This window comes from Arsenicicoccus cauae (assembly GCF_009707125.1).
Classification (GTDB): Bacteria; Actinomycetota; Actinomycetes; order Actinomycetales; family Dermatophilaceae; genus Arsenicicoccus; species Arsenicicoccus cauae.
In genome coordinates, this window is the sequence record NZ_WLVL01000023.1 from 104,814 (window position 1) to 129,174 (window position 24,361).

Consider the following 24,361-nt stretch of genomic DNA (forward strand, 5'->3'; position numbering starts at 1 on the left):
CCGGCCGGCGGCGCTGGTGAGCGTCGCGAGGGCTAGCGTCGCGAGGGCGCGATGGCGAGGGAGGAGTACATCTCCTCGATCGCGGCGGCGCACTCCCGCTCCACCCGCTGACGGCGCATGAACCCGGCCGCGGCGGGTCCGCCGAGACGCCCCAGCGGGGAGGCGGTCAGCCGGAACCCCTGGATGCACTGGTCGGGGGACAGGGAGGCGTTGGCCAGCCGGATGGCGTCACCGACGGCGCGGACGACGAGGGGGTCGGTGGCGAGCGCCTCGTCGTCCGCGAGGGAGTGGTCCCCGCCCGCCAGCCGCACCTGGCGAGCCAGGTCGACGTCCGCCTCGACGATGGCGGTCAGGCAGGGCCGGCCGTCACCCACGACGACGACGTCCGCGATGATCGGCATCGAGCGCAGCCGCTCCTCGACGACCTGTGGTGACACGTAGCGCAGCGACTCGGTGACGATGCGGTCGTCGAGCCGGCTGGTGAGGTGCAGGTAGCCGTCGTCGTCGACCCGGCCGATCTGACCGGTGTGGAGCCAGCCGTCGCGCAGCACCCGGGCCGTCTCCGCCGGCAGCCCGAAGTAGCCCCGCATCAGGCCGGGCCCGGCGAGCAGCACCTGACCGTCGTCGTCGATGCGCAGCGACAGGCACGACAGCGGCCTGCCCACCGACCCGTCCTTGGCGGCATGGGGGGCGTTGACCGTGGCCAGGACCCCCGACTCGAGCGGTCCCCAGCACCGGTATGCCGGGAGCCCCGCCGTCTCGAGCAGGCTCATCACCTCCGGTGGTGCCCCCACACCGGCGACCAGGAAGAGGGCCTTGGGTCCGCCGAGCTCGCGCGCGACCCGCGTGCCCACGAGGAGGCGGGCGGTGCGCAAGCGCAGCTCGTCCAGCACCGACCCGGCCCCCCGTTGCTCCGCCCGACGCGCCGAGTCGGCGACCGACACGCGACGGCACCAGGGCACGAGCGTGGCTCCGAGGGGCAGCTCGTCGCCCGCCCGCTCGAGCGCCTCGTCGACGAGCCGACGCAGCACCGGGAACGAGGTCATGAGCATCGTCGGCCGCAGCTCACGGATGGCGTCGCGCACGTCGTCGGGGTCGCCCACGCAGGACACCGAGCCGCCGGACAGCAGGGCGATCAGGCTGCTGCCGTGCTGCACGGAGTGGTGCAGGGGCAAGGTGGTCACCTCGTGGAGGGGCTCGGTCACCTGCAAGGCCTCGGCGATCGCCTTGACCGTGGTCAGCGCCGAGCGGTGGGTGTGCACGACGCCGCGCAGCTCGCCCGCGCCCCCCACGGTGTAGTCGATGAACGCGATGTCGTCGGGGGACCAGGCGTCGCGGCGGCGAGCGGCCTCGGCGGCCGTGGCGATGTCGAACGGCGCCGCCAGCACACGGTCGAAGGAGAAGGTGCCGTGGGTGCCCACCTCGGCACCGAGGTCGTCCACGGCGTTGCCGAAGGACAGGCCCACGAAGTCGTCGAGGAGGGGGACCACGGAAGGGTTCTCGTCGAAGCACACGACGACGCGCAGCGACGGCAGCCGCCCGGACAGCCGCCGCATGCTGTCCACGAGGACGTCGCCAGCCACGAACGCGGCCCGCGCCTCCGTCTCGCGCAGGACCACGGCGAGCTCCTCGACCGGCGTCGCGGGGCCGAGGCGCACCACGACGCCGGCCGCCGCGACGACCGCGAGCTCGGTCACCAGCCACTCCGGGCGGTTGTCGGCGATGATCGCCACTGCGTCGCCCGGGTGCAGGCCGGTGGCGATGAGGCCGTGGGAGACGTGGCGCACCTGGGCGGCGAGGTCGGCGTAGGTCAGCTGCGCCCACCCCTCGTCGGTCCGTCCCCGCAGGGCCACGGCGTCGGGGTGGGCGTCCGCGCGGGCGAGGACCAGGGCAGCGAGGTGCTCGGTCACGGCGGGCTCCCTCGTCCTGGACGCATCGGCACCAGCGTAGGGGCCGGTGGCGTCACGCGGGGAGCACTCGCAGGACCTGCTCCCAGCGCTCCGGGGGGAGCAGGTGTCCGCAGCCGTCGACGACCACCACGGTGGCGCTCGTGCGGCGGGCGACGATGGCCGACAGCGCGGGCGGCGGGACGAGGGTGTCCTCCTCGCCGACCACCACCGTCAGGGGCGCGCCGTCGATCCGGTCGAGGTAGTGCTGGGGCACAGGACGGGGGTGGTTGATGGTCTTGCAGGTGCGGCCCACGAGCGTCAGCCACTCGACGAGGTCCTCCGGGATGGCGCCGCCGGGCTCGACCAGGTGGCCCAGCACGGCCCGGGCGGTCGCCGGCGTCGAGCGCAGGGACCAGCGCGTCCGGTCGCGGACCTGGCCCGCGGAGGTGCGCGGGGGGAGGAGCCCTCCCGGGCCGACGAGGAATCGTCCGGTCACCACGGGAGAGTCGGCGCTCAGGCAGACGGCCGCGCCGAGCCCGCTGCCCACCAGGGTCAGCTCGCGGGCGTCGGACCACTCGGCGGTGATCAGGTGCAGGGCCGCCTCGAGCCAGGCGGAGTACCAGGCGGTGGTGTCACGTCGTGGGCGAGCGGGGTCGGAGAGCCCGGGCTGGCCCGGGAGGTCCAGCGCCCAGACGGTCCCGTGCTCCGCCAGTGCGCGGACCTGGTCGAGGCTGGACGACGCGCTCATCGCCGTCCCTGGGAGCCACACCAGACGGGGCAGCCCCTCGCCCACCGCCACGACGTGCGTGTGGACCTGTGTGTCGTGGACCGGCACCTTCAGGGTCCGGGACTCGTGCGCCACGCTCCAGCCGGCGAGCGCTGCGGTGCACCACTCGCGCACGGTGTCCCGTGCGGCGGGGGAGCGGTAGGCGTCGTTCACGTGGTCGAACGATACCGCTGGACCGGGTGGTCGGCCGACCAGGTCTCGGCGCTCGGGGCCCCCGGTGTCAGGACCCGGCGCCCTCGATCCGCACCAGGCACCCTCCCGGGACCGAGAAGGGTTCCACCCGCACGGAGCCGGGGTCTGCGCCGGCCGCCTCGACGAGGGCGGCGGCGAGCCCCTCGTGGACGGTGCACACGACGTGCGGGACGCGTCGGGCGGCGTCGAGCATGGGGCACTGCCGCAGGATCAGGTCCTGGTGCCCGGCGGACGCCTCGTCGGGCGCGAAGCCCATGCGGTCGAAGTCCTCCCGCAGCTGCTCGCGCGGCGACGCCTGCGCGGGGGCGGGCCGGTCGCGGGCGAGGGAGCCGCCCCACGCGACACCCGCGGCGTGCGCGACGGCACGGGCGTCCGGCAGCTCGGCGACCTGGTCGGCCAGGGCGACCGCGAGCGCGGCATACTCCGCCCCGGCCTCGGAGCCGGCCAGCGTCGCCTCGTAGCGCCAGGCCGGTCGTCCGCGGCCCGTGATCGGGGCCCGGAAGCGCCGCGCGAACCCGGCCTCCACCAGGGCGTCCAGGTGTGCCCGGACGGTGTTGTTGTGCAGGCCGCACGCGTGCGAGGCCTCGTCGACCGTCATGGGGGCGGCGTGCTCGCGCAGGACCCGCAGGACCGCCTGGCGTGCCGACGTCAGCACCTGGGGCTCGGTGCCCTCGGGGCCGGGCAGCGGGCCGGGAGCCGGCCGCTGCGGAGATGTCATGGACACGCCGACTAGTCTAGGGACCCCGACCGAACCACCAAGACCCCCGGGGCGACCGCAGCCGGCGCCCTGGCCACGACGGGCCGCAAGGCCCGGTGAGGAGCTGACGCGATGACGAGCGTCGCCGACGTCGCCGACACGGCACCGACCACGACCAGCGGGGGCTCAGGCACCGCTGAGCAGGGACTGCGGGCGGACAACCTCGCCCTCGCGCAGATCGTCGAGCAGACGGTCGAGGCCCTGATCGGGGCGATCGGGGCAGCCGACGCCACCGCGTTCGGGCAGGCGCACGCCGACCTCGCCACCTGGTGCCAGTTCGAGCTCGTGCCCTCCGCCGTGGCCAAGGAGCAGGTGCTCTACCCCCGCGCCGCCCAGGTCGCCGAGGCGTCCCTGCTCGTGCAGGGGCTCGTGGCGGACCACCGCGTCATCGCGGGCCTGGTCGACGCCGTCAACGCGGCCCAGGACGCCGCCCAGCTCGCGGGCGACGCGCAGGCCCTGCGCGTCCTGCTCCGCGCGCACCTCGCCAAGGAGGACCAGCTGCTCGCGGGCCTGCTCGAGGCCCAGGACGGCGCCGCCGAGGCGTATGCCGAGACCCGCCGCGCCGCCGACGCCCTCGCCCAGCAGTACGCCGCGAACGTCGCCGCCGACGTGGAGGCATCGCACGCCCAGCCCACGGGCGGGTGCGGCAGCGGCGGCGGCTGCGGTGGGTGCGGCAGCGGCGGCGGCTGCGGCGCTGCGGACGACGCGCGCACCGACGAGGAGCGGGCCGCCGACCGGGCCGCCGTCACCGTCACCCGGGTCGACTGAGGGTCGTGCTGCCGGCGGGGACGACGTGGTGGGCCGCCCTGCCCGTGGCAGCGGTCTCCCTGGTCCTCCACGTCCTCCCCGGCGCCCTCGTGCTGCTCGCTGCCCGCGCCGCACCGCGGATGATCCTCGGCGCGGCCCCGGTGGTATCGGCCGGTGTCGTGGGGGCCGCCGTCGCGTGGACCACGTGGACGGGGGTGCGGTGGGGCGCCATACCGCTGCTGCTCACCACCGTGGTGCTGGGCGGGCTGACGCTCCTGGTGGTGCGCCGTCTCGGCGGTCGGGAGCCACGAGGACCGGAGGCGGCGTCGGCGGGCGGGCGGCTCGGGCCGCTCTCGACGCCTTGGTCCGCCGGGACCCCGGCCCTGGCGACGGTGGGCCCGGTCCTCGTCGCCGTGGCCGGGTCGTGGTGGGTCCTCGTGCGCGGGATCGCGTCGCCGGCGGCCCTCCAGCAGTCGCACGACGCGGGCTTCCACGTCAACGCCCTGGCGCGGGTCCTGGCCGTCGGTGACGCCGGGTGGTACTCCGTCGGCGCGACCTCGGCGCCCGCGTCGAGCACGACCTTCTATCCCCCCGGGCTGCACGCGCACGCCGCGCTGGTCGCCCAGCTCACCGGCGTGCACCCCGTGGTGGTGCTCAACGTCGTCATGCTCGTGCTCGCCGCCGTGGTGTGGCCGGTGGGGATGCTGCTGCTCGTGCGGGAGATCCTCGGGCCCGACCCCGTGGCGCGGTGGGCGGTCGCGGCCATGCTGCCCGTGACGCTGGTGTTCCCGACCCTCCTGCTGCACTTCGGGGTGCTGTGGTCCAACGCCGCCGGCCTGGCACTGGCCCCAGGACTGCTGGCGCTGCTGGTGGTGATCTGCCGGCGCGACGTGAGGCTCACCCGGCGGGCGGGCTGGTCCGTCGTCGCGACCGGTGCCGGCCTCGGGCTGGCCCTGGTCCACCCGTCGGCGGTGCTCAGCGTCCTGGTCCTGGGGGTGCCGCTGCTGGTGCCGGCCGCGTGGCGCCAGCTGCAGGACGTCGCCCGGCACCACCCGAACGCCCGACGGGTCGTGACCTGGGCCACCGGGCTGGCGCTGCTCGTCGCCGGGGTCGGCGTGGTGCTCGTCGCCCGCACGCCGACGGTCCGGTCGCTGCTGACGAGCCGGACCCGCACCGTCACCGATACCGGCGACGCCGTGCGCGAGGTGCTCACCCTCGGCACCCACCTGACCCCCGGCTGGCTGGTGCTGGCCCTGCTCGTCGCGGTGGGGGCCGGGCAGGCGAGCCGCACCCGCCGTGGCTGGCTGGTGGTGGGGCTGGTGCTGACGGCCTGCCTGTACGTCTGCGCCGCGTCGATCTCGTCGGGGTGGGGCACGCTGCTCACGGCGCTGTGGGACCGCGAGCCCTACCGCGTGGTGGCGCCGCTCGCCGTGCCGGCCCTCGTGCTCGCCGGGACCGGGGTCTCTGCGCTCGTGGGGCTGGGCGCGCGCCTGGCCCCCTCCCGCCCCGCCGTGGCGCGCGGGGTGGTGGCCGTCGTCGTCGCGGTGGCGATCGCCGCCGGGATCCCCTCGGGGGCGGCCTCGTCCGAGCGCTTGGTGAGCCACAACTACGGGGACCAGCCGTGGTGGCGGACCGTGGTGTCGCAGCGTGAGGCGGCGCTCTACGGGAGGGTGCTGGGGGCGCGGCCGGACGGGCTGTCGGTGGCGGGCGACCCCTTCGGCGGAGGGCAGTGGGCGGGGGTGCTCAGCGGGCACCCCAGCGTCTTCACGCACTTCGGCGGGGTGCTCGTCGGCGACCACGACCTGCTGCGCCGGCACCTGCGCGAGATGACGCCGCAGGTGTGCCGGGCGGTGCGTGACCTGCACGTGGGCTATGTCGTGGAGGACACCGACAAGGTGTGGGACAACGACCCTCGCTATCCGCTGTATGCCGGGCTCCGCGGCCTCGCGGGGGTCCCCGGGCTGCAGCCGATCGGGCGTGGCGGGTCGGTGACGGTCTACCAGGTCACGGGCTGCGCCCCACCTGCCCCCTCCCCCTCCTGAAGGGGGGCGGGTTTGCGCGGGCGCCTATCCTGGAGAGCGTGCCTGACGAGTCCCCCCACCCCAGCGAGCAGCCCGCTCGCGGACGTCGCGGCCCCGGACGTCAGGGGTCCGGGCACCGGCGGTCCGGACGCCAGGGCTCCGGGCGGCGCCCGGCCCGCACCGCCGAGGAGCGCGAGGCCGCCACGGCGCGGCGGCTGGGGCGCGAGGCCCGGCGTCGGGCGCTGGTCCCCGAGATCACCTATCCCGAACAGCTGCCCGTCGTCGCCCGCAAGGACGACATCGCGGCGGCCATCCGAGACCACCAGGTGGTCGTCGTCGCGGGTGAGACGGGATCCGGCAAGACCACCCAGATCCCCAAGATCTGCCTCGAGCTGGGTCGCGGGATCCATGGCCTGATCGGCCACACGCAGCCCCGCCGCATCGCCGCCCGCTCGGTGGCCGAGCGCATCGCCGAGGAGCTGGGTCACCCCATCACGGGGGAGCGGGCGGCGGACGAGGAGCGACCCGTCGGCTACCAGGTCCGCTTCGGCGACCACTCGACCCGGGACACGCTCGTCAAGGTCATGACCGACGGGATCCTGCTTGCCGAGCTCCAGCGCGACCGGGACCTGCGGCGCTACGACACGATCATCATCGACGAGGCGCACGAGCGGTCGCTCAACATCGACTTCATCCTCGGCTACCTCAAGCAGCTGCTGCCACGACGACCTGACCTCAAGGTCATCATCACCTCGGCCACGATCGACCCGGAGCGGTTCGCGGAGCACTTCGCCTCCGCCGCAGGCGAACCCGCCCCGATCATCGAGGTGTCCGGACGCACCTACCCGGTCGAGGTGCGCTATCGCCCCCTCGAACGCCTCACTCCCGCAGGGGATCTGCTCGAGACCGTCGACCAGGTCACCGGGATCGTCGACGCCGTCGAGGAGCTGTGGACCGAGGCCGGGTCCGGTGACGGGTCCGACCAGGACGTCCTCGTCTTTTGCTCCGGCGAGCGTGAGATCCGGGACGCCGCAGACGCGCTCGAGGGGCTGAGGCTGCCGGGGACGGAGATCCTGCCGCTGTACGCCCGGTTGTCGAGCGCCGAGCAGCACCGGGTGTTCTCGCGTCACGCCGGTCGTCGGGTCGTCCTGGCGACCAACGTCGCCGAGACGTCCCTGACCGTCCCCGGCATCCGCTACGTCGTCGACACCGGCGTCGCCCGCATCTCGCGCTACAGCCAGCGCACCAAGGTGCAGCGGCTGCCCATCGAGCCCGTCTCGCAGGCCTCGGCCGCGCAGCGTGCCGGCCGGTGCGGCCGCGTCGCCGACGGCGTCTGCATCCGGCTCTACTCCGAGGAGGACTTCGACGCCAGACCGGAGTTCACCGATCCCGAGATCCAGCGCACCAACCTCGCATCGGTCATCCTGCAGATGATCTCCCTGGGGCTCGGCGACGTCGCGCGGTTCCCATTCGTCGACCCGCCGGACTCGCGCCAGGTGACGGACGGTCTCAACCTGCTCCTCGAGATCGGTGCGATCGACGCCGACTCGGCGGGGCGCGACGCCGGGCGAGGCAGGGGGCTGACGGCATACGGCCGGTCCATCGCCGCCCTGCCCGTCGACCCCCGCCTCGCACGCATGATCCTCGAGGCCAACGAGAACGGCTGTCTTGCAGAGGTGCTCGTCATCACGGCCGCGCTGTCGATCCAGGACCCGCGCGAGCGTCCGGTCGACAAGCAGGCCCAGGCGGACCAGCAGCACGCGAGGTTCAAGGACGAGCACAGCGACTTCATCACCTGGCTCAACCTGTGGGGCTACCTCCGCGACCAGCAGAAGGCCCTGAGCGGCAGCGCCTTTCGGCGCATGTGCAAGCAGGAGTACCTGCACTACCTGCGGATCCGCGAGTGGCAGGACCTGCACCTGCAGCTCCGGCAGGCCTGCAAGGCGCTGCACCTCGAGCCCAACAAGAGCCCCGGCACGCCGGACGCGATCCACCAGGCGATGCTGTCAGGGCTGTTGTCACACATCGGGCTTCGCGACCCGGAGCGCCGGGAGTACACCGGGGCCCGCGGTGCGCGCTTCGCCATCCAGCCCGGCTCCGTGCTGCATCGCCAGCAGCCCGACTGGGTGATGGCCGCCGAGCTCGTGGAGACGACACGCCTGTGGGCACGCACCAACGCGCGCATCGACCCGGCCTGGGCGGAGCGCCTCGGATCCCATCTGGTCAAGCGGACGTATGCCGAACCCCACTGGGAGCGCAAGCGATCCGGCGCGGTCGCCCTCGAGCGGGTCACCCTCTACGGCATACCCCTCGTCGCGGGCCGCAAGGCCAGCCTCGGCCGCGTCGACCCCGTGCTCGCGCGCGAGCTGTTCATCCGGCATGCCCTCGTCGAGGGCGACTGGGACACGCGGCACCACTTCTTCCACGACAACCGGCGCCTGCTCAAGGAGGTCGCCGAGCTCGAGGAGCGGGCCCGCCGCCGCGACATCCTGGTCGACGACGACGAGCTGTTCGACTTCTACGACGCCCGCATCCCCGAGTCAGTCGTGTCCGGGCGGCACTTCGACGCGTGGTGGAAGGCGGCGCGGCACGAGACCCCGGACCTGCTGACCTTCACCGAGGACGTCGTCGTCGCGGAGGGCGCCGACACCTCCGTGAGCGCTGACTACCCCCAGACCTGGCGGCAGGGCGAGCTGGAGCTGCGCCTGACCTACCAGTTCGAGCCGGGCGCCGACGCGGACGGGGTCACCTGCCACATCCCCGTCGAGGTGCTCAACCAGGTGCGCGACGAGGGCTTCGACTGGCTCGTGCCAGGGATGCGCGAGGAGCTCGCGACCGCGCTGATCAAGTCTTTGCCCAAGGCCACTCGCAAGAACTTCGTGCCCGCGCCGGACCACGCGAGAGCCGCTCTGGCGCAGGCGGATCCGGCGTCGGGGCGGGACCTGGTCGAGGAGCTCGCCGCGGCCCTGCGCAGCCGCACCGGGTTCGGCGTACGAGGCGACGAGTGGGACTGGACCAAGGTGCCGGACCACCTGCGCATGACCTTCCGCGTGGAGGACGTCCGGGGCAGGTCACTCGGGGAGTCCAAGGAGCTGGAGTCGCTGCGGCGCCAGCTCGCCCCGAGGGTCCGGCAGACCATGGCGTCCGCCGCTTCCTCGATCGAGCGAACCGGCCTGACCACGTGGGACTTCGGCGAGCTGCCGTCCACCTTCGAGCAGCGCGTCAAGAATGGCCGCACCCTGCACGGCTATCCCGCCCTCGTCGACCGCGGCACCTCCGTGTCGGTGCAGGTGCTCGCCACCGAGCACGAGGCGGAGGTGGCGTCCCGGCTCGGCCTGCGGCGCCTGCTGCTGCTCGACATCACCCCGCCGTGGAAGCGCGTCCTCGCCGTCCTCACCAACCAGCAGAAGATCGCCCTCGGCCACAACCCCCACGGGTCCGTGCCCGCACTGCTCGACGACTGCCTCGCCGCGACCGTCGACTCGATCGTCGCGGAGACACCCTCGCTCACCACCGGTGCCGCGGGGATCGTGCGGGACCAGGAGCAGTACGCCGAGGTGCTGCGCCGGGTCCGCCAGCTCGTCTCCGCCCGCGTCATCGAGATCATCGAGCAGGTTGAGCCGATCCTGGCGGCGGCCCGTGAGGCCCGGCTGGCGCTGGACCGCCTGTCGCCGGCCGCGCGCGCCATGAAGGACGACATGACCCGCCAGCTCGAGGCGCTGATCCATCCTGGGTTCGTCGCCGAGACGGGTCGGGCGCGCCTGCGGCACCTGCAGCGCTACGTCCGCGCGATCGTCATACGGGCGCAGAAGGGGCCGGACGACCTGCGCCGGGACGACGAGCGGCAGGCCGTGGTGGCGACCGTGGAGCGGGAGCACGCAGACTTCCTCAAGAGCCTCAAGCCTGCGCGCGTCGACGCCCCGGACGTCGTCGAGATCCGGTGGATGCTCGAGGAGCTGCGGGTGTCGCTCTTCGCCCAGTCGCTGGGGACGGCGCACCCGGTGAGCGAGCAGCGGATCTACAAGGCGATGGACGCGGCCGAGGCCCGCTGAGCGCGCCTGTGCCCGACCCTCGGGCAGGCGAGAGCCGGGTGCTGGCGGGCTGATGTCGGACCGCGGGGAACGAGGCTGGCCTCAGGCGACGGCCTCGTCGGGCTCGGGCGGTGGTGCCGGTCTCCATCCGAGCCCGACGCGCATGACGTGCCACCTCACCCTGCGCCCTCCCCTCGGGGCGGTGCTGTCGACGTGACCGGTGATGTGGTGCTGGTGGATGAACCGGTGGTGCGGGCCGCACAGCGAGGCCAGGTTGTCGAGGTTGGTCTGCCCGCCGTCGGCCCAATGGACGATGTGGTGGGCCTGCGTCCACGACGGGAGCGCCGTGCAGCCTGGGAAGGTGCATCCGCCGTCCAGCACCTCAAGGGCGCGTCGTTGCTCCGCGGTCGCGAGCCGGGCGCTGCGCCCCACGTGGAGGGGCCGGCCGTCGGTGTCGACCCAGATGGGTGTGACGGTCGCGCAGCACGAGAGCAGACGCGCGGTGGCGGGCATCAGGGGGGTGCCGCGCTCGTCGGAGCCGGCGGTGGCGCCCTCGCCGGTGGCGTGGGTGAGCGACTCGATCGGCAGGATGAGGTTGACGCGGGCGTCCGTGCCCGTGGGGCCCGTCGTGCCCATCCGGGCGACCAGCTGCGCGGCCTGGACGAGGGCGTCGGCGCGGCGCTGCCCGGGGGTGCGCAGGTCCGGCATGCCGTCGGACTGGGGGAGGGGAGCACCGAGCGCGTTGAAGAGGGCGTCGAGCACGACCTTGTCTGGCGTGTCGTAGGTCGCCTCGAACCGCCAGGTGCCGTCGGGCAGCTCGTGCCAGCCGGTGACGCCCCGGCGGGTGGCCTTGTCGAGCTCGTGGTCCTCGTCGCGGGCCGTGCCGAAGCGCGCGAGCATCTCGGTGCGGAACCGCCGAAGGCTGCTGCGGTTGAACCCCACCGGGGCGAGCTCGATGACGGCGTCGACGATGTCGGGGTGCATGGCCGGGTCGGTGGCGAGGCGCAGGTCGTCGAAGGTCCTCGCGGCCGTGATCGCGTCGCCCGGGCTGACCTCGCCCGACGCCATCGCGTCGCGGAGCGGAGCCAGCTCGCGCCGCCGCGTCTCGCGCACGGCGCGTGCGATCGTGTTGCGCTCGACCTCGGGGGTGGCCGCCTCGTGGTCGAGGAGCCACTGCGCGATGTTGCCCGACCCCGACGTGACCAGGAGCCCGCGAGCCTCGGCCTCCATCGTCGTGGCGGTGAGCAGCCCACGCGCGAGAGCCGTCACCTGCGAGGCCTCGCGGGCCAGGTCTCCGAGGTCCGCCTCCTGGACGAAGGCCAGACCCTCACCGAGCGTGCGCAGCGCGGTGAGGGCCTCGGTGAGGACCCCTCTTGCGGTGACGACATCGGTGAAGTTCATGGCTCTATTCTATCGATCAGGCGCCCGTCAAGAAAGGGAAGTCACCTGGATGCAGAAAACCTCACCGAGGGTCCAGAAGAATGACGGATGGTCGCGTCGGAGCGCCCTCAAGAACGGTATTGGACATCGGTTCAGGATAATCCCTTGGTATCCCACTGGTCTTTCTGCCCGGCCCCGTCCCTCGAGTGATTCAGCAGGAGGCTCGGGGGACGCCGCAGGCGCGCGCTGCCATACCTGGACCGCCAACGACCTGGGGGGAATTCGGCCCTTCGACCGTTTTCGTCCAGGTGGCAAGAATGCGGTGACAAACGTCGTGATAACGGCCTTGCGACGGATGCATCGGGGTGAGTGGAGCGTTTTTGTGCCGAGCTCCGATGCACGTTGCTGAAATTCAGTCGGGCAATAGGGGAGGCGCGGACAACGGGCGCCTGGCCGGTACGGCGAGACGTGCTTGGCGCGTCGCCTGACTCGCTCATGATGGTGGTCCTTTCCGCCCGCAGGGCGGGGAGGTAGCAGGGCAGTGCGAAGAGGCGGCCCTGAACGGCCTAACCGATTCCGTCCCGTTGCCGGGGGAGATGGCCGATGCCAGGATCTCTGCTACTCACCGCATCCAGGCCGGGATTCGGGTCGCGACGGAGCGACCAGCACCGGGCCGCGGCACGAAGGAGCACCGATGCGCACCACCCCCTTCCTGGCCACGACGCTCGCGGGTGCCCTGGCGCTCGGCGGCGCCGCCGCCACGGCCGGCACCGCCCACGCGGACCCGGCCCTGCCCACCCCCACCGAGCGCACCGTCACCGACGGCCGGACGACGTTCACCCAGGTGACCAACCCCGCCGGCGGCGCCGTCCTCAGCTATGTCCCGGGCGGCAGCGTGAAGCTGCTGCGGGTCACGACGGACGAGGCCGTTCTGGCGTTCAAGGACATGAACGCCAACGGCAGGCTGGACGTGTGGGAGGACTGGCGCCGCTCCACGAACGAGCGAGCCAAGGCTCTCGCCCAGGAGCTCACCATCCCGCAGGTCGCCGGGCTCATGCTCTTCAGCTCCCACGAGCGCAACGCCGCCGCCGGGCTGACCGACCCCCAGCGCAAGTACCTCGGCGTGGACCACCTGCGCAACGTCCTCAACGCCAGCTCCAACGACGTCAAGGCGACCGTCACCTGGGTCAACCAGGTGCAGGCCTACGCCGAGACCCGGGCCAGGAGCGGCCTGCCCTACGTGCCGGTCAACTTCTCCTCGGATCCCCGCTCCACGGCGGCCAACGACTCGGCATACAACGCCGCGGGCAGCGACATCTCCCGCTGGCCGTCCAACCTCGGCCTGGCGGCGACCTTCTCCCGCAAGACGATGCTGGACTTCGCGAGCACCTCCTCCGAGGAGTACCGCGCCATGGGCATCACGACCGCCCTCGGGCCGCAGATCGACCTCGCGACCGAGCCCCGCTGGCTGCGCGTCGACGGCACCTTCGGCGAGAACACCGCGCTCGCGTCGACCATGGCCAAGGCCTACGTCGAGGGCTCGCAGAACACCTACGACCTCTACGGCCACCCGACGGGCTGGGGCGAGGACTCGATCAACACGATGATCAAGCACTGGCCGGGGGACGGGGCCGGTGAGGCGGGTCGTGAGTCGCACCTCAACGCCGGCAAGTATGCCGTCTACCCCGGCAACAACTGGGCCGAGCACCTCAAGCCCTTCCAGGCGGCGAGCGACGCGACGGCCGTGATGAGCAGCTACTCGATCGCCATCGCCAAGGACGGCTCGCCCCTGACGGGCAACCGGGTGGGCTCGGCCTACGACAAGGTCAAGATCGACCCGGCCCGCAACGCCGGCTACGACGGCGTCATCTGCACCGACTGGGGCGTCACGCGCGGCTACACCGACCCGAGCTCGCCGTTCGGCATGGCCTAGGGCATGGAGAAGGCCTCGGTCAACGAGCGGCACTACGCCGTGCTGCGCGCGGGGCTGGACATGTTCGGCGGCAACAACGACACGGTCCCCGTCCTCGCTGCACACGCCATGTGGCAGAAGGACTTCGAGGCCGGCAAGGTCCCGGTCAGCGCGGACGTGCGGTTCCGGCAGTCGGGGGAGCGGATCCTGCGGATGCTCTTCGCCCCCGGCCTGTTCGAGAACCCCTACCTCGACCTGTCGAGGTCGCAGGCCACGGTCGCGAGCAAGGACAAGCAGATGCGCGGCATCGCCGCCCAGCTCGACTCCGTCGTGATGCTCAAGAACGCCCGCCGCACGGTCAAGAAGTCGTCGCTGGCGTCCTTCAAGAACAAGACCGTCTACATCCCCAGCACCATCGCCCACGGCTTCCCGAGCGTGTTCTCGCAGGCCACCACCGACGTGGTCGGGCCGACCATGGACGTCGACACCGCCAAGCGCTACTTCAAGAAGGTCCTGACCGACACTCCCGTGCTGGACGCATCCGGCAAGGTCGTGGACTACACGCTGCCCGACCTGTCGTCCGTGGACCTGGTCCTCGCCGGCCTGCGCGGACCGGACAACGGCGACAACTTCACCGGCGCCGGCATGAACAAGGACGGCAGCTTCTACCCGCTGTCCCTGCAGTGGCGTCCCTACACCGCGACGGGCCCGCACGTGCGCCGCACCTCCATCGCCGGTGACCTGCGCGAGGACGGCACGCAGGAGAACCGCTCGTACTACGGCGCCACGTCCAAGATCGGCAACGAGCGCGACCTCACCGCCGTGCTGCGGGCCGCGGACGCCGTCCGGACGGTCGAGCGTCGGACGGGCCGTCACATCCCGATCATCGCGAGCGTCAAGGCCAAGACGAGCTTCATCCCCGCGGAGTTCGAGCGCCGGGTCGACGCCATCCTCGTGGGCTACTCCGTCAGCGACCAGGCGCTGATCGAGACGGCGCTCGGCCAGCACGAGCCGCGCGGCCGCCTGCCCATGACCAGCCCCAAGGACATGGACGCGGTCGAGGCCCAGCTGGAGGACGTCGGCGAGGACATGACGCCCTACCGCGACTCGATGGGCAACACCTACTCCTTCGGCTTCGGCCTCGGGTGGAAGGGCGTGATCAACCGCCGTCGCTGAGCAGGCGCCGAGCAAGAGCCCACGCGCACGGGATCGTCAGCGGACCTCGACGATCCCGTGCGCGCCGCTCTCGGCGCGGCTCATCATGTGGTTGACGAAGGGGTAGTGGCCGGCCTCGGGAAAGGTCATCTCGACGAACCCGCCCTGCGCGGCGCCGAGGTCGAGGGCCTGGGATCCGCCGGGTGCGTCCGGCTCGCCCGGTGCGGCGCGCAGCACCCACGTGCCCTCCTTGAACGCCCGGTCGAACTGCGCGCCCACGACGTGGAAGGTCGTCGGCTCGTCCGGACCCACGTCGAGCACCCAGAACCGCACCCGCTCACCGGCCTTCGCCGTGAGGGGGCGGGCGTCATACTGCCCGCTGGTGCCGTTGAAGACGACGGCGTCGGGCTGGTGGGCGGCGATCTTGGCGGCGTCCGCGGGCTCGTTGCCCGCCCCGAGGTAGAGCTCGGACTGCACGACGAGGTACTCCTTGTCGACCCTGGGCAGGCCGGGCGGGTCGATGATCACCGCGCCCGCCATGCCGGCGGCGATGTGCACCGACATGGGCATCGTGGAGCAGTGGTACATCCAGATGCCGGAGCGCGTCGCCGTGAAGCGGTAGACGAGGCTCTCCCCGGGCTGGATCGTGCGCATCGGCCCGTCCGGGGCCAGGGCCCCGGCGTGGAAGTCGATGGAGTGGCCGATCGTGCCCTCGTTGACCAGGGTGATCTCGAACCGGTCGCCGACCTTGCCTCGTATGGCGGGGCCCGGCGCCTGGCCGTTGAAGGTCCACATGCGCCGGGTGACGCCGGGCCCGACCGGCAGGTCGACGTCCTGGGCGCGCAGGGTGATCCGGTGGAGCGTGGCTGCGGGCGCGGGCGGGAGGGTCGCGTCCCGGGCCGTGAAGTCGGCGGGGAAGGTGCCGTGGAGGTCGACCTCCGGGCTGGCCGCGCCACCGGCCGCGTGACCTCCATGGCCACCCCCGGCGAGCGCCCCGGCAACGCCGGGCGCGGCGGCCACGTCGTCGCCGCCGGTCGTGCGGACGTGAAAGACCATGCCCATCTGCCGGTGCCCGACGATGGAGCACCAGCCCTCGACGGACCGGCCCACGACGCCCACGTCCATCCTGGCGCTCTGCCCGCGCGCGAGGCGCCCGGACTGCTCGCCGGTCTCGAGGGTGAGGTCGTGCACGTCGGCGTCGGTGTTGGTGACGGTGATGACGAGCCGGTCGCCGGGGTTCACCGTCACGGTGTCGGGGGTGAAGCGCATCCCCTGGGCCGTGACGGTGGCGTCGACGGTCCGCCCGGTGGGGGTCACGCCACCCGCGGCGTCGCTGCGGAACACCGCGGCGGGGTCCATGGCGACACCTCCGGCCACGGCCAGCAGCACCGCCGCGAGCCCGGCGACGAGGCCACCGAGGGGGCGACCGCGCTCGCGCTCGTGGCTCGGCGTCGGCGCCCCGTCGGCGCGCCGCTCGGGGAGCGGCAAGGCGCGGGTAAGCTCGGGGTGGGTGCGTAGGCGGTGGGCCACGACGGCGGCCCGGACGAGCAGCGGGGGCGTGAAGCTGAGCGCCACGAGCACGAGCACCGAGGCGGTGACCCGCACCAGGCTCGGGACGGGCAGCAGGCAGACCAGCAGGCCGAGCGAGGTCACCGTCACCCGCCAGGCGCCGAAGCGCTGGGTCATGGAGGTGGTGTGCCGCACCGCGGCCGGGCCCCCGCCGAGCATGACCGGCAGGAGATAGGACAGGGCGCCGAACAGCACCTGCGCCACGAACCCGACGGCGAACGAGGACACCACCAGCCCGAGGTCGTCGTGCACCCGCGCCACCCGTGGCGTGCGGACCACGAGCCACACCAGCTGGCCGAGGGCGACGAGGAGCCACACCATCCCCGCGCCCACCGACCAGGTCGAGAACTGCCACGGCGGCTTGCGGACGGCCGTCCGCACCAGGGGGATCAGCAGGGTGACGGTGCCGGCGGCATACAGGACGAGTCCGGCCGCGACCACCCAGGTGAGCCCGAGGACCGACCCGGCCACGGTCACGACGATCGCACCCAGCAGGATCGGCAGCACGGCGGCGAAGGTGCGCTCCGAGCCTTCCTCGAGGCGGGTCCGCAGCATGGTCGGCCACAGCGTGACCAGCGTGCCGAGGATGGTCAGCCCGACGAACCCCAGCAGGTTGAGGGCCAGGTGCGCGAGGACCAGCCGGGACTGCCACTCGTCCGAGCGACCCGCGGCCATCAACGCCCCGAGGGCCGCCCCGACCGGCAGGAGCAGGCACGCGGCGGTGTAGTAGGTGATGGTGCGGCGGAACCGGTTGGACAGGGAGCGACGGGCCCGGATGCCGAGTGCGACGCCGTGCCACGCGAGGACGCCACCCACGACGACGGCACCGGCGACGGTCGTCCGCAGCTGGCCGCCGACCACGCCCGCGCTCACCCCGACGACGCCCACGTTGAGCAGGATCTGGCGCACGACCTGGTGCTGGGTCTCGGTGGCGGACGCGGGGCGCCGCACGAGCGCACCCGTGAAGTGCCAGGTCCACGTGACGATGGCGTTGCTGACGGCACCGAGCAGCAGGAAGTGGACGAGCATCCACCGCGAGCCGGGCACGAAGCGGTGCACCACGGAGACCACGGCCGCCGCCACGAGCCAGACCAGGACCGGCAGGAAGGACCGGACGTGCCAGCGGGCGCGGTCCGAGAAGCCCTGGGGGCCGGGGCCGTTCGTCGGGGTGCCCGGGGTCTCCGGACGGCTGCCGCCGGGCGTGAGCAGGCTCATGACGAGATCCTCCGTGGAGCGGTGACGACCAGCGCGACCGCGCCGGCGAGAAAGAGCAGGACGGCGGCGACGTTGCCCACGCCCCCGCCGACGCGCAGCGCCTGGTGACCGAGCAGGTCACCGCCGACGACGCGGACGAGCAGGGTGAGGTGCAGCAGCCCGGCGCCGACGTAGAGCAGGGGGTTGTAGGGCAGCGGGCGCCGCAGGACGGCGGGGAGGATGACCGGGGCGTGGGCCATGATCATCGACATCGTGAAGCCGAGGAAGGCCGCGTGGACGACGGCGTCGTAGGCCGGGCCCTCGGTGATCGCGCCGTGGACGACCCACAGCGCGCCGGTCACCGCGAGCCAGGCGTAGCCCGCCAGGAGGCACACCGCGACGTAGCGGGGCAGGCCGGAGCCGCGGACCGTGCGCCGGGCGACGTCGTGGCGGACGAGCCAGACCCCCAGCGCCAGGACGGTCGCCCCGACGAGGCGGTGGCCGGGTCCGGGGGCGAGGAGCGCGGTGGCGGCGCTGACGGCATACAGCAGGGAGATGGTCACGAGCTGGGCCGGCACGCGGGGCTGCAGCATAGCGAGGCGGGCCAGCTCGAGGCGCTCGCCGGCGATGGTCAGGACGACGAAGCCCACGAGCCAGGTGAGGGAGAGGGAGACGGGGGCGCCGGCGAGGAGCAGCATCGCCGCCCCCGCGGCGAGGACCGCCCCGAGCGCCTGGACGGCCACCGAGGGGTCGTGGGACCGGGCGTGGAGAGGGACGTAGACCGCACCCAGCGCGAGGGTGCCGGCGAGCAGCAGCGCCGTCCCGACGGTCTTAGGGACAGGGGTGATCAGGGCGAGCGCCCCGAGGCCGAGCAGGACCGGAGCGGCGAGACCCCAGGTGCGTCGCAGGGCCACCGCCCGCTCGAGGGCGATCACGGTGCCGACGAAGCCCAGGACCATGAGGTGACCGTGCACGGACGGCAGCCGCTCGGAGCCGACGGGAGCGGGGACCCGCAGGAGGATGAGGGCCGCGTCGAGGCCCGCGAGCAGCGCCAGCCCGGCGGGGAGCAGGAGCGGCAGCCGGGGGACGCGTAGCGCGGCTGCCTCCTGCAGATTTATCACAGGTCCGAGTGTAGTAAATCGATCGGGCTCGCCCGGACCGGGGGTCGGCCCGGATCCCGGTGACGTGGGCCGGCGCTCACAGGCAGGTCATAGGCGACCTACACCAGCCTGCGAGCCGGGGGGACGAGCGTGGGGCTCGACGCACCCGCACCACCCGTTCCCACCACCGGGACCTCGCCCCAGGACAAGCCATGCCGTCCATCACCGCCAGGATCGCCGCCACCGCGGCAGCCGCCGTCGCCCTCGCCGCCACCCCGGGGGTCGTCGCCACGGGCCTGAGTGCCGCGCAGTCGCGGGTGAGCGCGCCCGCGACGGTCGTGCCCGCGTCGGGCGCCACGACCGAGGAGTCGGGCGCCACGACCGAGGACCAGTCGACCTGGACCCGACGTCACGGTGGCTCCCCGGGGTATGCCGGCCAGGGCCTCGGCAGCTCCGGGTCCGGCAGCTCCGGCTTCGACGCCACCGGTTCGTCCGACCTGAGCCGGGCCGCGGACGGCTCGACGATCTCGGGGACCGAGGTCGCGTCGATGAAGGGGGTCGTCATGGTGGACACCGTGCTGCCCGACGGCAGAGGCGCCGGCACGGGGATGATCCTCACCGCCGGCGGCGAGGTGCTCACCAACTACCACGTCGTCGAGGGGTCGACCTCGATCACCGTCACCGACACCACCACCGGGCGCACCTATCCGGCGACCGTCGTGGGGCACGACGCCGCGCACGACGTCGCCGTGCTGCGGCTCTCGGGCGCGAGCGGGCTGTCCACGGTCACGGTCGACCGGTCGCCGGCGCAGGTCGGCCAGAGCGTGGTCGCGGTGGGTCAAGGTGGCGGTCAAGGCGCGATCTACCAGGTCACCGGCTCGGTCACGGCCCTCGACCAGACCATCACCGCGCAGGACGAGACCTCCGTGGGCTCCGGGGAGCAGCTCACCGGGCTCATCCGGACGACGGCGGACGTCGTGCCCGGCTACTCGGGCGGCCCGCTGCTGGACACCTCCGGCCGGGTGATCGGGATCGACACGGCGGCGACCTCCGGCGGGGACATCGACGGGTATGCCGTGCCGATCTCCCAGGCGCTCGCCATTGCCGACCAGATCACGGCGGGCGTCCGGTCCGATGACGTGCACGTGGGGGCGCGGGCGGCCCTGGGCGTCCAGGTGACCGACGTGACGGCCGGGGGCTACGGCGGCTCGCGGGGAGCGACCGGTATGCCGTCCGGCGCCGCCGTGGCCGACGTGGTCGCCGGTGGGGCCGCCGCCGCGGCCGGCATCACCGCGGGGTCGACCATCACCGCCGTCGACGGGGACACCGTCACCAGCGGCACCGACCTGAGCGAGGACCTGTCCGACGAGTACCCGGGCACCCGCGTCACCGTGACGTGGACCGACCCCTCGGGCACGACCCGCTCGACGAGCGTCACCCTCGGCACCAGCACGGTCGCCTGACGCCTCGGAATGTGCTCGGCGTGACGGGCGTTGCCCTGGGGGAGAAGGCCGCTCCCGACGCGATGACGGGGAGCGGAGCAACGAGCCAGACCGGCCGATCAGCCAGACCAGCAGGAGGCACACCGTGCAGGACCCCACGGGTCTCTACCGCTTCGAGACCGACTGCGACCCCACGCACATGCGTGCGTCGTCGCTGGTCGTCGCCATGGGCGCGTTCATCGACGCCGGTCACACCGGCAAGCTCATCTCCGACCACCTGCTGGGCGCGCTCGACCACTCCGTCGTGGCGTCCTTCGACGTCGACCAGATGCTCGACTACCGCGGGCGCCGGCCGCTGATGACCTTCGACCGGGACCGCTACATGGCCTACGACGACCCGGCGATCGTGCTCTACCGCGTGCTCGACGTCGACGGCACGCCGTTCCTGCTGCTGACGGGCCCCGAGCCGGACTACCAGTGGGAGCGGATGACCGAGGCGGTGCGCGGGCTCGTCCGGACCTTCGGGGTGTCCCTCACCGTGTCCGTCCACGGGATACCCATGGGAGTCCCGCACACCCGCCCCATCGGCCTCACCGCGCACGCCTCCGACGCGGCGTTGATCCCCGACAACAACCCGGTGTTCGGCGAGGTCCAGGTGCCCGCGTCGTTCGCGTCCCTGCTCGAGCTCCGGCTCGGCGAGTCCGGCTACGACACCATCGGGTTCAGCGTGCACGTGCCGCACTACCTCGCCCAGACCGACTTCGCCGACGCCGCGCTCACGGGCCTGCGGGCGGTGTCCGGCGCGACCGGGCTCGCCCTGCCCACCGCCGAGCTGGCGGCCGTCGCCGGGGCCAACCGCGAGGCCATCGACTCCGAGATCGGCGGCAGCGAGGAGGTGCTGCAGGTGGTACGTGCCCTCGAGGGGCAGTACGACCAGTGGACCCGCGGTCTCGACAGGCCCACCCTCCTGGCGCCGAGCATCGGCGAGCTGCCGACGGCCGACGAGATCGGCGCCGAGTTCGAGCAGTTCCTGCGCACCCACAGCGACGGCGAGGGCTGAGGCGCCGCCTGAGCCTCAGGCCTTGGCCTCGGACCACCGGCGCACGACGCTGACGTCCGCCACGAAGCGCACCCGGTGCGTGCCCGTCCATCGCGCCGCCGCCTCGTCGAGGCTGCGGTGCACGAGGGCGACCGTCTCCTCGGCGTGCGCCTCGCGGACGTGCACGAGCAGCTCGTCGTGCAGGCACAGCACGATCCGAGCCCCGAGGGGGTGCCCGCCGGCGCGCACGGTCGCGGCCCACGCCTTGAACAGCTCCGCGGCCGCGCCCTGGACGACCGCGTTGCGGGCGAACCTCCCGCGCGCCGCGCGCTGCGCCTCCGAGAGCGGGCCCTGCCACATCGGCACCCGCCGCCCGCCCCAGGTCACCACGGCGTCGCCGCGCACCCCCGCGTCGTAGGCCCGGTGCAGGTAGGCCATGGCCGTCGGGTAGGCCCGGTCCAGCCGCTTGAGAGCCTTGCCCGCGGAGCCCGACGTCTGTCCGTACATCGCGGCCAGGACCGCGACCTTGGCGACCGGTCGGTCGACCCCCAGCTCGGCGGCGACGGGTGAGTAGAGGTCGGCCGCCTGGCTGGCGTCCGCGAAGGCCGGGTCGCGGGCCACCGCCGCCAGCACCCGCGGCTCGATCTGGCCCAGGTCGGCGCGCACGAGCACGTGACCGGGGTGCGCCGCCACGGCGGGTCGCAGCTCGGCGGGCAGGTTGTGCAGGCCGTTGGCGGCCGTCATCCGACCCGCTCCGCCGTCGCAGGCGGTCCAGGCACCCCGCAGGCGGTCGTCCTCCCCGACGTGCGATTCCAGCCAGTGCCAGCCATAGGTCGTGGCGACGCGCTCGGCCTTGCGCCAGGTCAGGAGGGCCTCGACGACGGGGTGCGAGCCGCGATGGGCCGCCAGCGTCCACTTGCGCGTGTTGTCCACGTTGACCCCGACCGACGCCAGCATCTCCTTGACCTGCAGCGGATTTCGCAGGTCCGTGCGCTCGCGCCCGGGCACGTGCACGAGGACGGCTCGGTCCCGCTCGGCTCGTATGGCGCTCGCCTGCGCCTCGTCGCGTGGGCGTGGTCCGGCGGCCGCCGTGATGAGCGCGGTCGCCGCCGCGCGGTCGATGGGCAGGCCGTGGACCTCCAGCTCGACGCAGAGCAGGGCCGCCGCGGACTCGGACAGGGCCGTGGCGAGCAGGCGCCGGGCGTCGCGCGGGCTGCCGCCGGAGTCCGGCACACGCGGCGCGCCGGCCAGGGCGGCGCGCTGCTGCTCCGCGGCGGTCAGCGCTGCCCGCGCCCACGCGGCGAGCCGCGCGGGCGTCGTGATCCAGCTGCCCTGGACCGCGTCCGCGCGCAGGTGGCCGTCGGCGGTCGTCAGCGTCTCGGGGTCGAGCTGCGCGGCGGGGGAGACGAGCGCGAACAGGTCCGGCTCCGCGACCTGGGGCACGCCCGCCGGGTCCAGCCCGCGCAGGTGCGCCCACACCGTGCCGGGGTCCGCGGCGAGGCCACCCGCCAGCACCCGGTGCACCTCGGCGACGTCCCAGCACCGGGCGAGGTGCACGCCGGCCTCCACCACGGGACGGGCGTCACGGCCCGCCTGCCACCACACCCACCGCGGCCGCTGCTCCTGCTCCAGCTGCCGCAGCCGCGGCACGAGCTCGCCCAGCGTGCACGGCGCCACGACGACCGCGCCGGAGGGGGCGACGACGACGCCGCGCCCCTCGGCGACGGCGAGGCCCAGGGCCCCCGGTAGCCCGCCAGGCACGGTCAGGCCGCGGCGAGCTGGCGCTGCACGCGCGCCAGCATGCCGGCCATGCCGCCCAGCCGCAGCGGGGAGACGGTGCCGTCCAGGCCGAGACGCAGGGGCAGGTCGGCCGGCAGCCGCAGCACCTGCGCCGGCGGGGCACCGTCCACGGCCTCGTGCAGGATCGCCGCGAGGGCCCGGGTGGCCGCGGCGGAGGGCGGCGCATCGACATACAGCCGGACCACCCCCTCCTCGACCCGGGCCAGGACGTGGACGGGAGACTGGCACTCCTCGACCCGCTCGAACCCAGGGTCGCCCTGGACCCGCTCGGGCGGGGAGGGCAGGTCGTCGGCGAGCTCCTGGAGCAGGTCCAGGCGCTCGCTCGGCGTCAGCCCGGCAAGGTCCTCGACGAGCTCGCTGACGGTCTCGGGCAGCCCGGAGGTGTCGGACGGGGAGGTGCCGGGTATGTCGCTCACCGACCCAGTGTGCGCCACCACGCTCCTTCCGCGAGCGCGGCCCGCCAGCGCACCAGCACCGCCACAGACAGGAAGGACTGCCCGTGGGCATCTTCGACAGGATCACCGGCTCCCTCATCAACAAGGCCGTCGGCCAGCACGCGACCGACCCCAGGACCGGCGAGTCCCGGCTCAACGGCCCGGTCGAGGACCTCGTGCAGAAGCTCCTCGACGTGGGCGTGGACGGCGCCGGCCCGCTCGACGGCGCGGCCAAGGTCGCGGACAAGGCGCTGCGTGGCCGCACCCCGGAGCAGGCCGTGGCGGAGATCATCAAGGACCACAAGCGGGTCGCCGCCACCGGTGGCTTCGTCACCGGGCTCGGCGGCTTCATCACCATGCCGGTGGCCCTCCCGGCCAACGTCGTGGAGTTCTACCTCACCGCCACGCGCATGGTCGCCTCGATCGCGCGGGTGCGCGGCTATGACATCACCCGGCCCGAGGTCCGCTCGGCGATCCTGCTGACGCTCGTGGGTGCGGATGCCGACGACGACCTGCTGCGCCGCGCGGGCGTGCTCACGTCGGGGCGCCTATCCAGCCTCGCCAGCCAGCACCTGCCGGCCTCCGCCGTGATGATGATCAACAAGGGCGTGGGCTTCCGGCTCATCTCCACCCTGGGGCAGAAGGGCTTCGCCAAGGTCGTCGGCAAGGGCCTGGCGCTCGTGGGCGGCGTCGTGGGCGGTGGCATGGACTACTACCTCCTCGCCAAGATCGCCTCCGACGCCCAGCAGCAGTTCCCGGCCACCGCGGCCTGACCGCGGGGGAATCCCCCTCGCGGGTGGTTCGTTGAGAGGGGTGGAGCGCCACGTGGTGCTCCACCCCCGTCCAGTCCGCACAGCCCACGCAGTCGCAGCACTCGAGCTGTCGAAACGCTCGAGCCGTCGAAGCACCTGG

General features: G+C 73.4%; 16 protein-coding genes. 8 read left to right on the forward strand and 8 right to left on the reverse strand.

Annotation, left to right across the window (positions count from 1 at the left end; genetic code table 11):
• Positions 1 to 32: 32 nt before the first annotated feature.
• The 3 genes from GGG17_RS06855 to GGG17_RS06865 all read right to left on the reverse strand — a co-directional run bounded on the left by GGG17_RS06855 (position 33) and on the right by GGG17_RS06865 (position 3,586).
• A complete protein-coding gene (locus GGG17_RS06855; protein ID WP_154593011.1) occupies positions 33 to 1,910 on the reverse strand; it encodes an AMP-dependent synthetase/ligase in 1,878 nt (625 codons plus the stop codon).
• Between the two features lie 52 nt (positions 1,911 to 1,962).
• On the reverse strand, positions 1,963 to 2,829 hold the full coding sequence (locus GGG17_RS06860; protein ID WP_154593012.1) for an alpha/beta fold hydrolase: 867 nt from the start codon (positions 2,827 to 2,829) through the stop codon (positions 1,963 to 1,965).
• 67 nt (positions 2,830 to 2,896) lie between these two features.
• Positions 2,897 to 3,586 carry a helix-turn-helix transcriptional regulator gene (locus tag GGG17_RS06865; protein WP_230082784.1) on the reverse strand — a complete coding sequence of 230 codons (690 nt, stop codon included), beginning with the start codon at positions 3,584 to 3,586 and terminating at the stop codon, positions 2,897 to 2,899.
• 111 nt (positions 3,587 to 3,697) lie between these two features.
• On the opposite strand from GGG17_RS06865, the gene GGG17_RS06870 reads away from it, so the two are divergent.
• Genes GGG17_RS06870 through hrpA form a run of 3 tightly spaced genes read left to right on the forward strand, consistent with a single transcriptional unit; the run spans position 3,698 to position 10,445 of the window.
• A complete protein-coding gene (locus tag GGG17_RS06870; protein WP_154593014.1) occupies positions 3,698 to 4,393 on the forward strand; it encodes a hemerythrin domain-containing protein in 696 nt (231 codons plus the stop codon).
• Positions 4,394 to 4,398: 5 nt separating this feature from the next.
• The gene (locus GGG17_RS06875) at positions 4,399 to 6,414 is read left to right on the forward strand and encodes a DUF6541 family protein (RefSeq protein ID WP_154593015.1); all 2,016 of its coding nucleotides are present in this window, start codon (positions 4,399 to 4,401) and stop codon (positions 6,412 to 6,414) included.
• A 38-nt stretch (positions 6,415 to 6,452) separates the two neighbouring features.
• Entirely contained in the window at positions 6,453 to 10,445 is a 3,993-nt protein-coding gene (gene hrpA, locus GGG17_RS06880; RefSeq protein ID WP_311966484.1) for an ATP-dependent RNA helicase HrpA, read from the forward strand.
• Positions 10,446 to 10,526: 81 nt separating this feature from the next.
• Here hrpA and GGG17_RS06885 read toward each other — a convergent pair whose 3' ends face one another.
• Positions 10,527 to 11,825 carry an HNH endonuclease signature motif containing protein gene (locus GGG17_RS06885; RefSeq protein ID WP_154593016.1) on the reverse strand — a complete coding sequence of 433 codons (1,299 nt, stop codon included), beginning with the start codon at positions 11,823 to 11,825 and terminating at the stop codon, positions 10,527 to 10,529.
• 673 nt (positions 11,826 to 12,498) lie between these two features.
• Between GGG17_RS06885 and GGG17_RS16380 the strand changes: the two genes are divergently transcribed.
• Both GGG17_RS16380 and GGG17_RS16385 read left to right on the forward strand, forming a co-directional pair.
• Positions 12,499 to 13,737 carry a glycoside hydrolase family 3 N-terminal domain-containing protein gene (locus tag GGG17_RS16380; RefSeq protein ID WP_230082767.1) on the forward strand — a complete coding sequence of 413 codons (1,239 nt, stop codon included), beginning with the start codon at positions 12,499 to 12,501 and terminating at the stop codon, positions 13,735 to 13,737.
• A gap of 3 nt (positions 13,738 to 13,740) precedes the next feature.
• On the forward strand, positions 13,741 to 14,892 hold the full coding sequence (locus tag GGG17_RS16385) for a glycoside hydrolase family 3 C-terminal domain-containing protein (protein ID WP_230082768.1): 1,152 nt from the start codon (positions 13,741 to 13,743) through the stop codon (positions 14,890 to 14,892).
• A 36-nt stretch (positions 14,893 to 14,928) separates the two neighbouring features.
• On the opposite strand, the gene GGG17_RS06895 is transcribed toward GGG17_RS16385, so the two are convergent.
• The gene (locus tag GGG17_RS06895; protein WP_154593017.1) at positions 14,929 to 17,655 is read right to left on the reverse strand and encodes a multicopper oxidase domain-containing protein; all 2,727 of its coding nucleotides are present in this window, start codon (positions 17,653 to 17,655) and stop codon (positions 14,929 to 14,931) included.
• Entirely contained in the window at positions 17,652 to 18,755 is a 1,104-nt protein-coding gene (locus GGG17_RS06900; RefSeq protein WP_230082769.1) for a DUF8744 domain-containing protein, read from the reverse strand. Before GGG17_RS06900 ends, GGG17_RS06895 begins: the two co-directional genes overlap by 4 nt.
• A 191-nt stretch (positions 18,756 to 18,946) precedes the next feature.
• On the opposite strand from GGG17_RS06900, the gene GGG17_RS06905 reads away from it, so the two are divergent.
• Both GGG17_RS06905 and GGG17_RS06910 read left to right on the forward strand, forming a co-directional pair.
• Positions 18,947 to 20,197, forward strand: coding sequence for a S1C family serine protease (locus tag GGG17_RS06905; RefSeq protein ID WP_154593018.1), 1,251 nt, complete (start codon positions 18,947 to 18,949; stop codon positions 20,195 to 20,197).
• 124 nt (positions 20,198 to 20,321) lie between these two features.
• Positions 20,322 to 21,236 (forward strand): PAC2 family protein, encoded by a 915-nt coding sequence (locus GGG17_RS06910; RefSeq protein ID WP_288798353.1) that lies wholly within the window; start codon positions 20,322 to 20,324, stop codon positions 21,234 to 21,236.
• A 15-nt stretch (positions 21,237 to 21,251) separates the two neighbouring features.
• Here the strand turns inward: GGG17_RS06910 and GGG17_RS06915 are convergent, their stop codons facing one another.
• Positions 21,252 to 22,976 carry a DNA polymerase gene (locus GGG17_RS06915; RefSeq protein ID WP_311966485.1) on the reverse strand — a complete coding sequence of 575 codons (1,725 nt, stop codon included), beginning with the start codon at positions 22,974 to 22,976 and terminating at the stop codon, positions 21,252 to 21,254.
• 2 nt (positions 22,977 to 22,978) lie between these two features.
• Entirely contained in the window at positions 22,979 to 23,431 is a 453-nt protein-coding gene (locus GGG17_RS16390) for a SufE family protein (RefSeq protein ID WP_288800140.1), read from the reverse strand.
• Positions 23,432 to 23,514: 83 nt separating this feature from the next.
• On the opposite strand from GGG17_RS16390, the gene GGG17_RS06920 reads away from it, so the two are divergent.
• Positions 23,515 to 24,222, forward strand: coding sequence for an EcsC family protein (locus GGG17_RS06920; protein WP_288800142.1), 708 nt, complete (start codon positions 23,515 to 23,517; stop codon positions 24,220 to 24,222).
• Positions 24,223 to 24,361 lie beyond the last annotated feature (139 nt).

Excerpts from the sequence above, each read along its gene's own strand:
- GGG17_RS06865 (WP_230082784.1), bottom strand. The coding sequence starts at position 3,586 with ATGACATCTCCGCAGCGGCCGGCTCCCGGCCCGCTGCCCGGCCCCGAG.
- GGG17_RS06870 (WP_154593014.1), top strand. The coding sequence starts at position 3,698 with ATGACGAGCGTCGCCGACGTCGCCGACACGGCACCGACCACGACCAGC.
- GGG17_RS06885 (WP_154593016.1), bottom strand. The coding sequence starts at position 11,825 with ATGAACTTCACCGATGTCGTCACCGCAAGAGGGGTCCTCACCGAGGCC.
- GGG17_RS16380 (WP_230082767.1), top strand. The coding sequence starts at position 12,499 with ATGCGCACCACCCCCTTCCTGGCCACGACGCTCGCGGGTGCCCTGGCG.
- GGG17_RS16385 (WP_230082768.1), top strand. The coding sequence starts at position 13,741 with ATGGAGAAGGCCTCGGTCAACGAGCGGCACTACGCCGTGCTGCGCGCG.
- GGG17_RS06895 (WP_154593017.1), bottom strand. The coding sequence starts at position 17,655 with ATGAGCCTGCTCACGCCCGGCGGCAGCCGTCCGGAGACCCCGGGCACC.
- GGG17_RS06905 (WP_154593018.1), top strand. The coding sequence starts at position 18,947 with ATGCCGTCCATCACCGCCAGGATCGCCGCCACCGCGGCAGCCGCCGTC.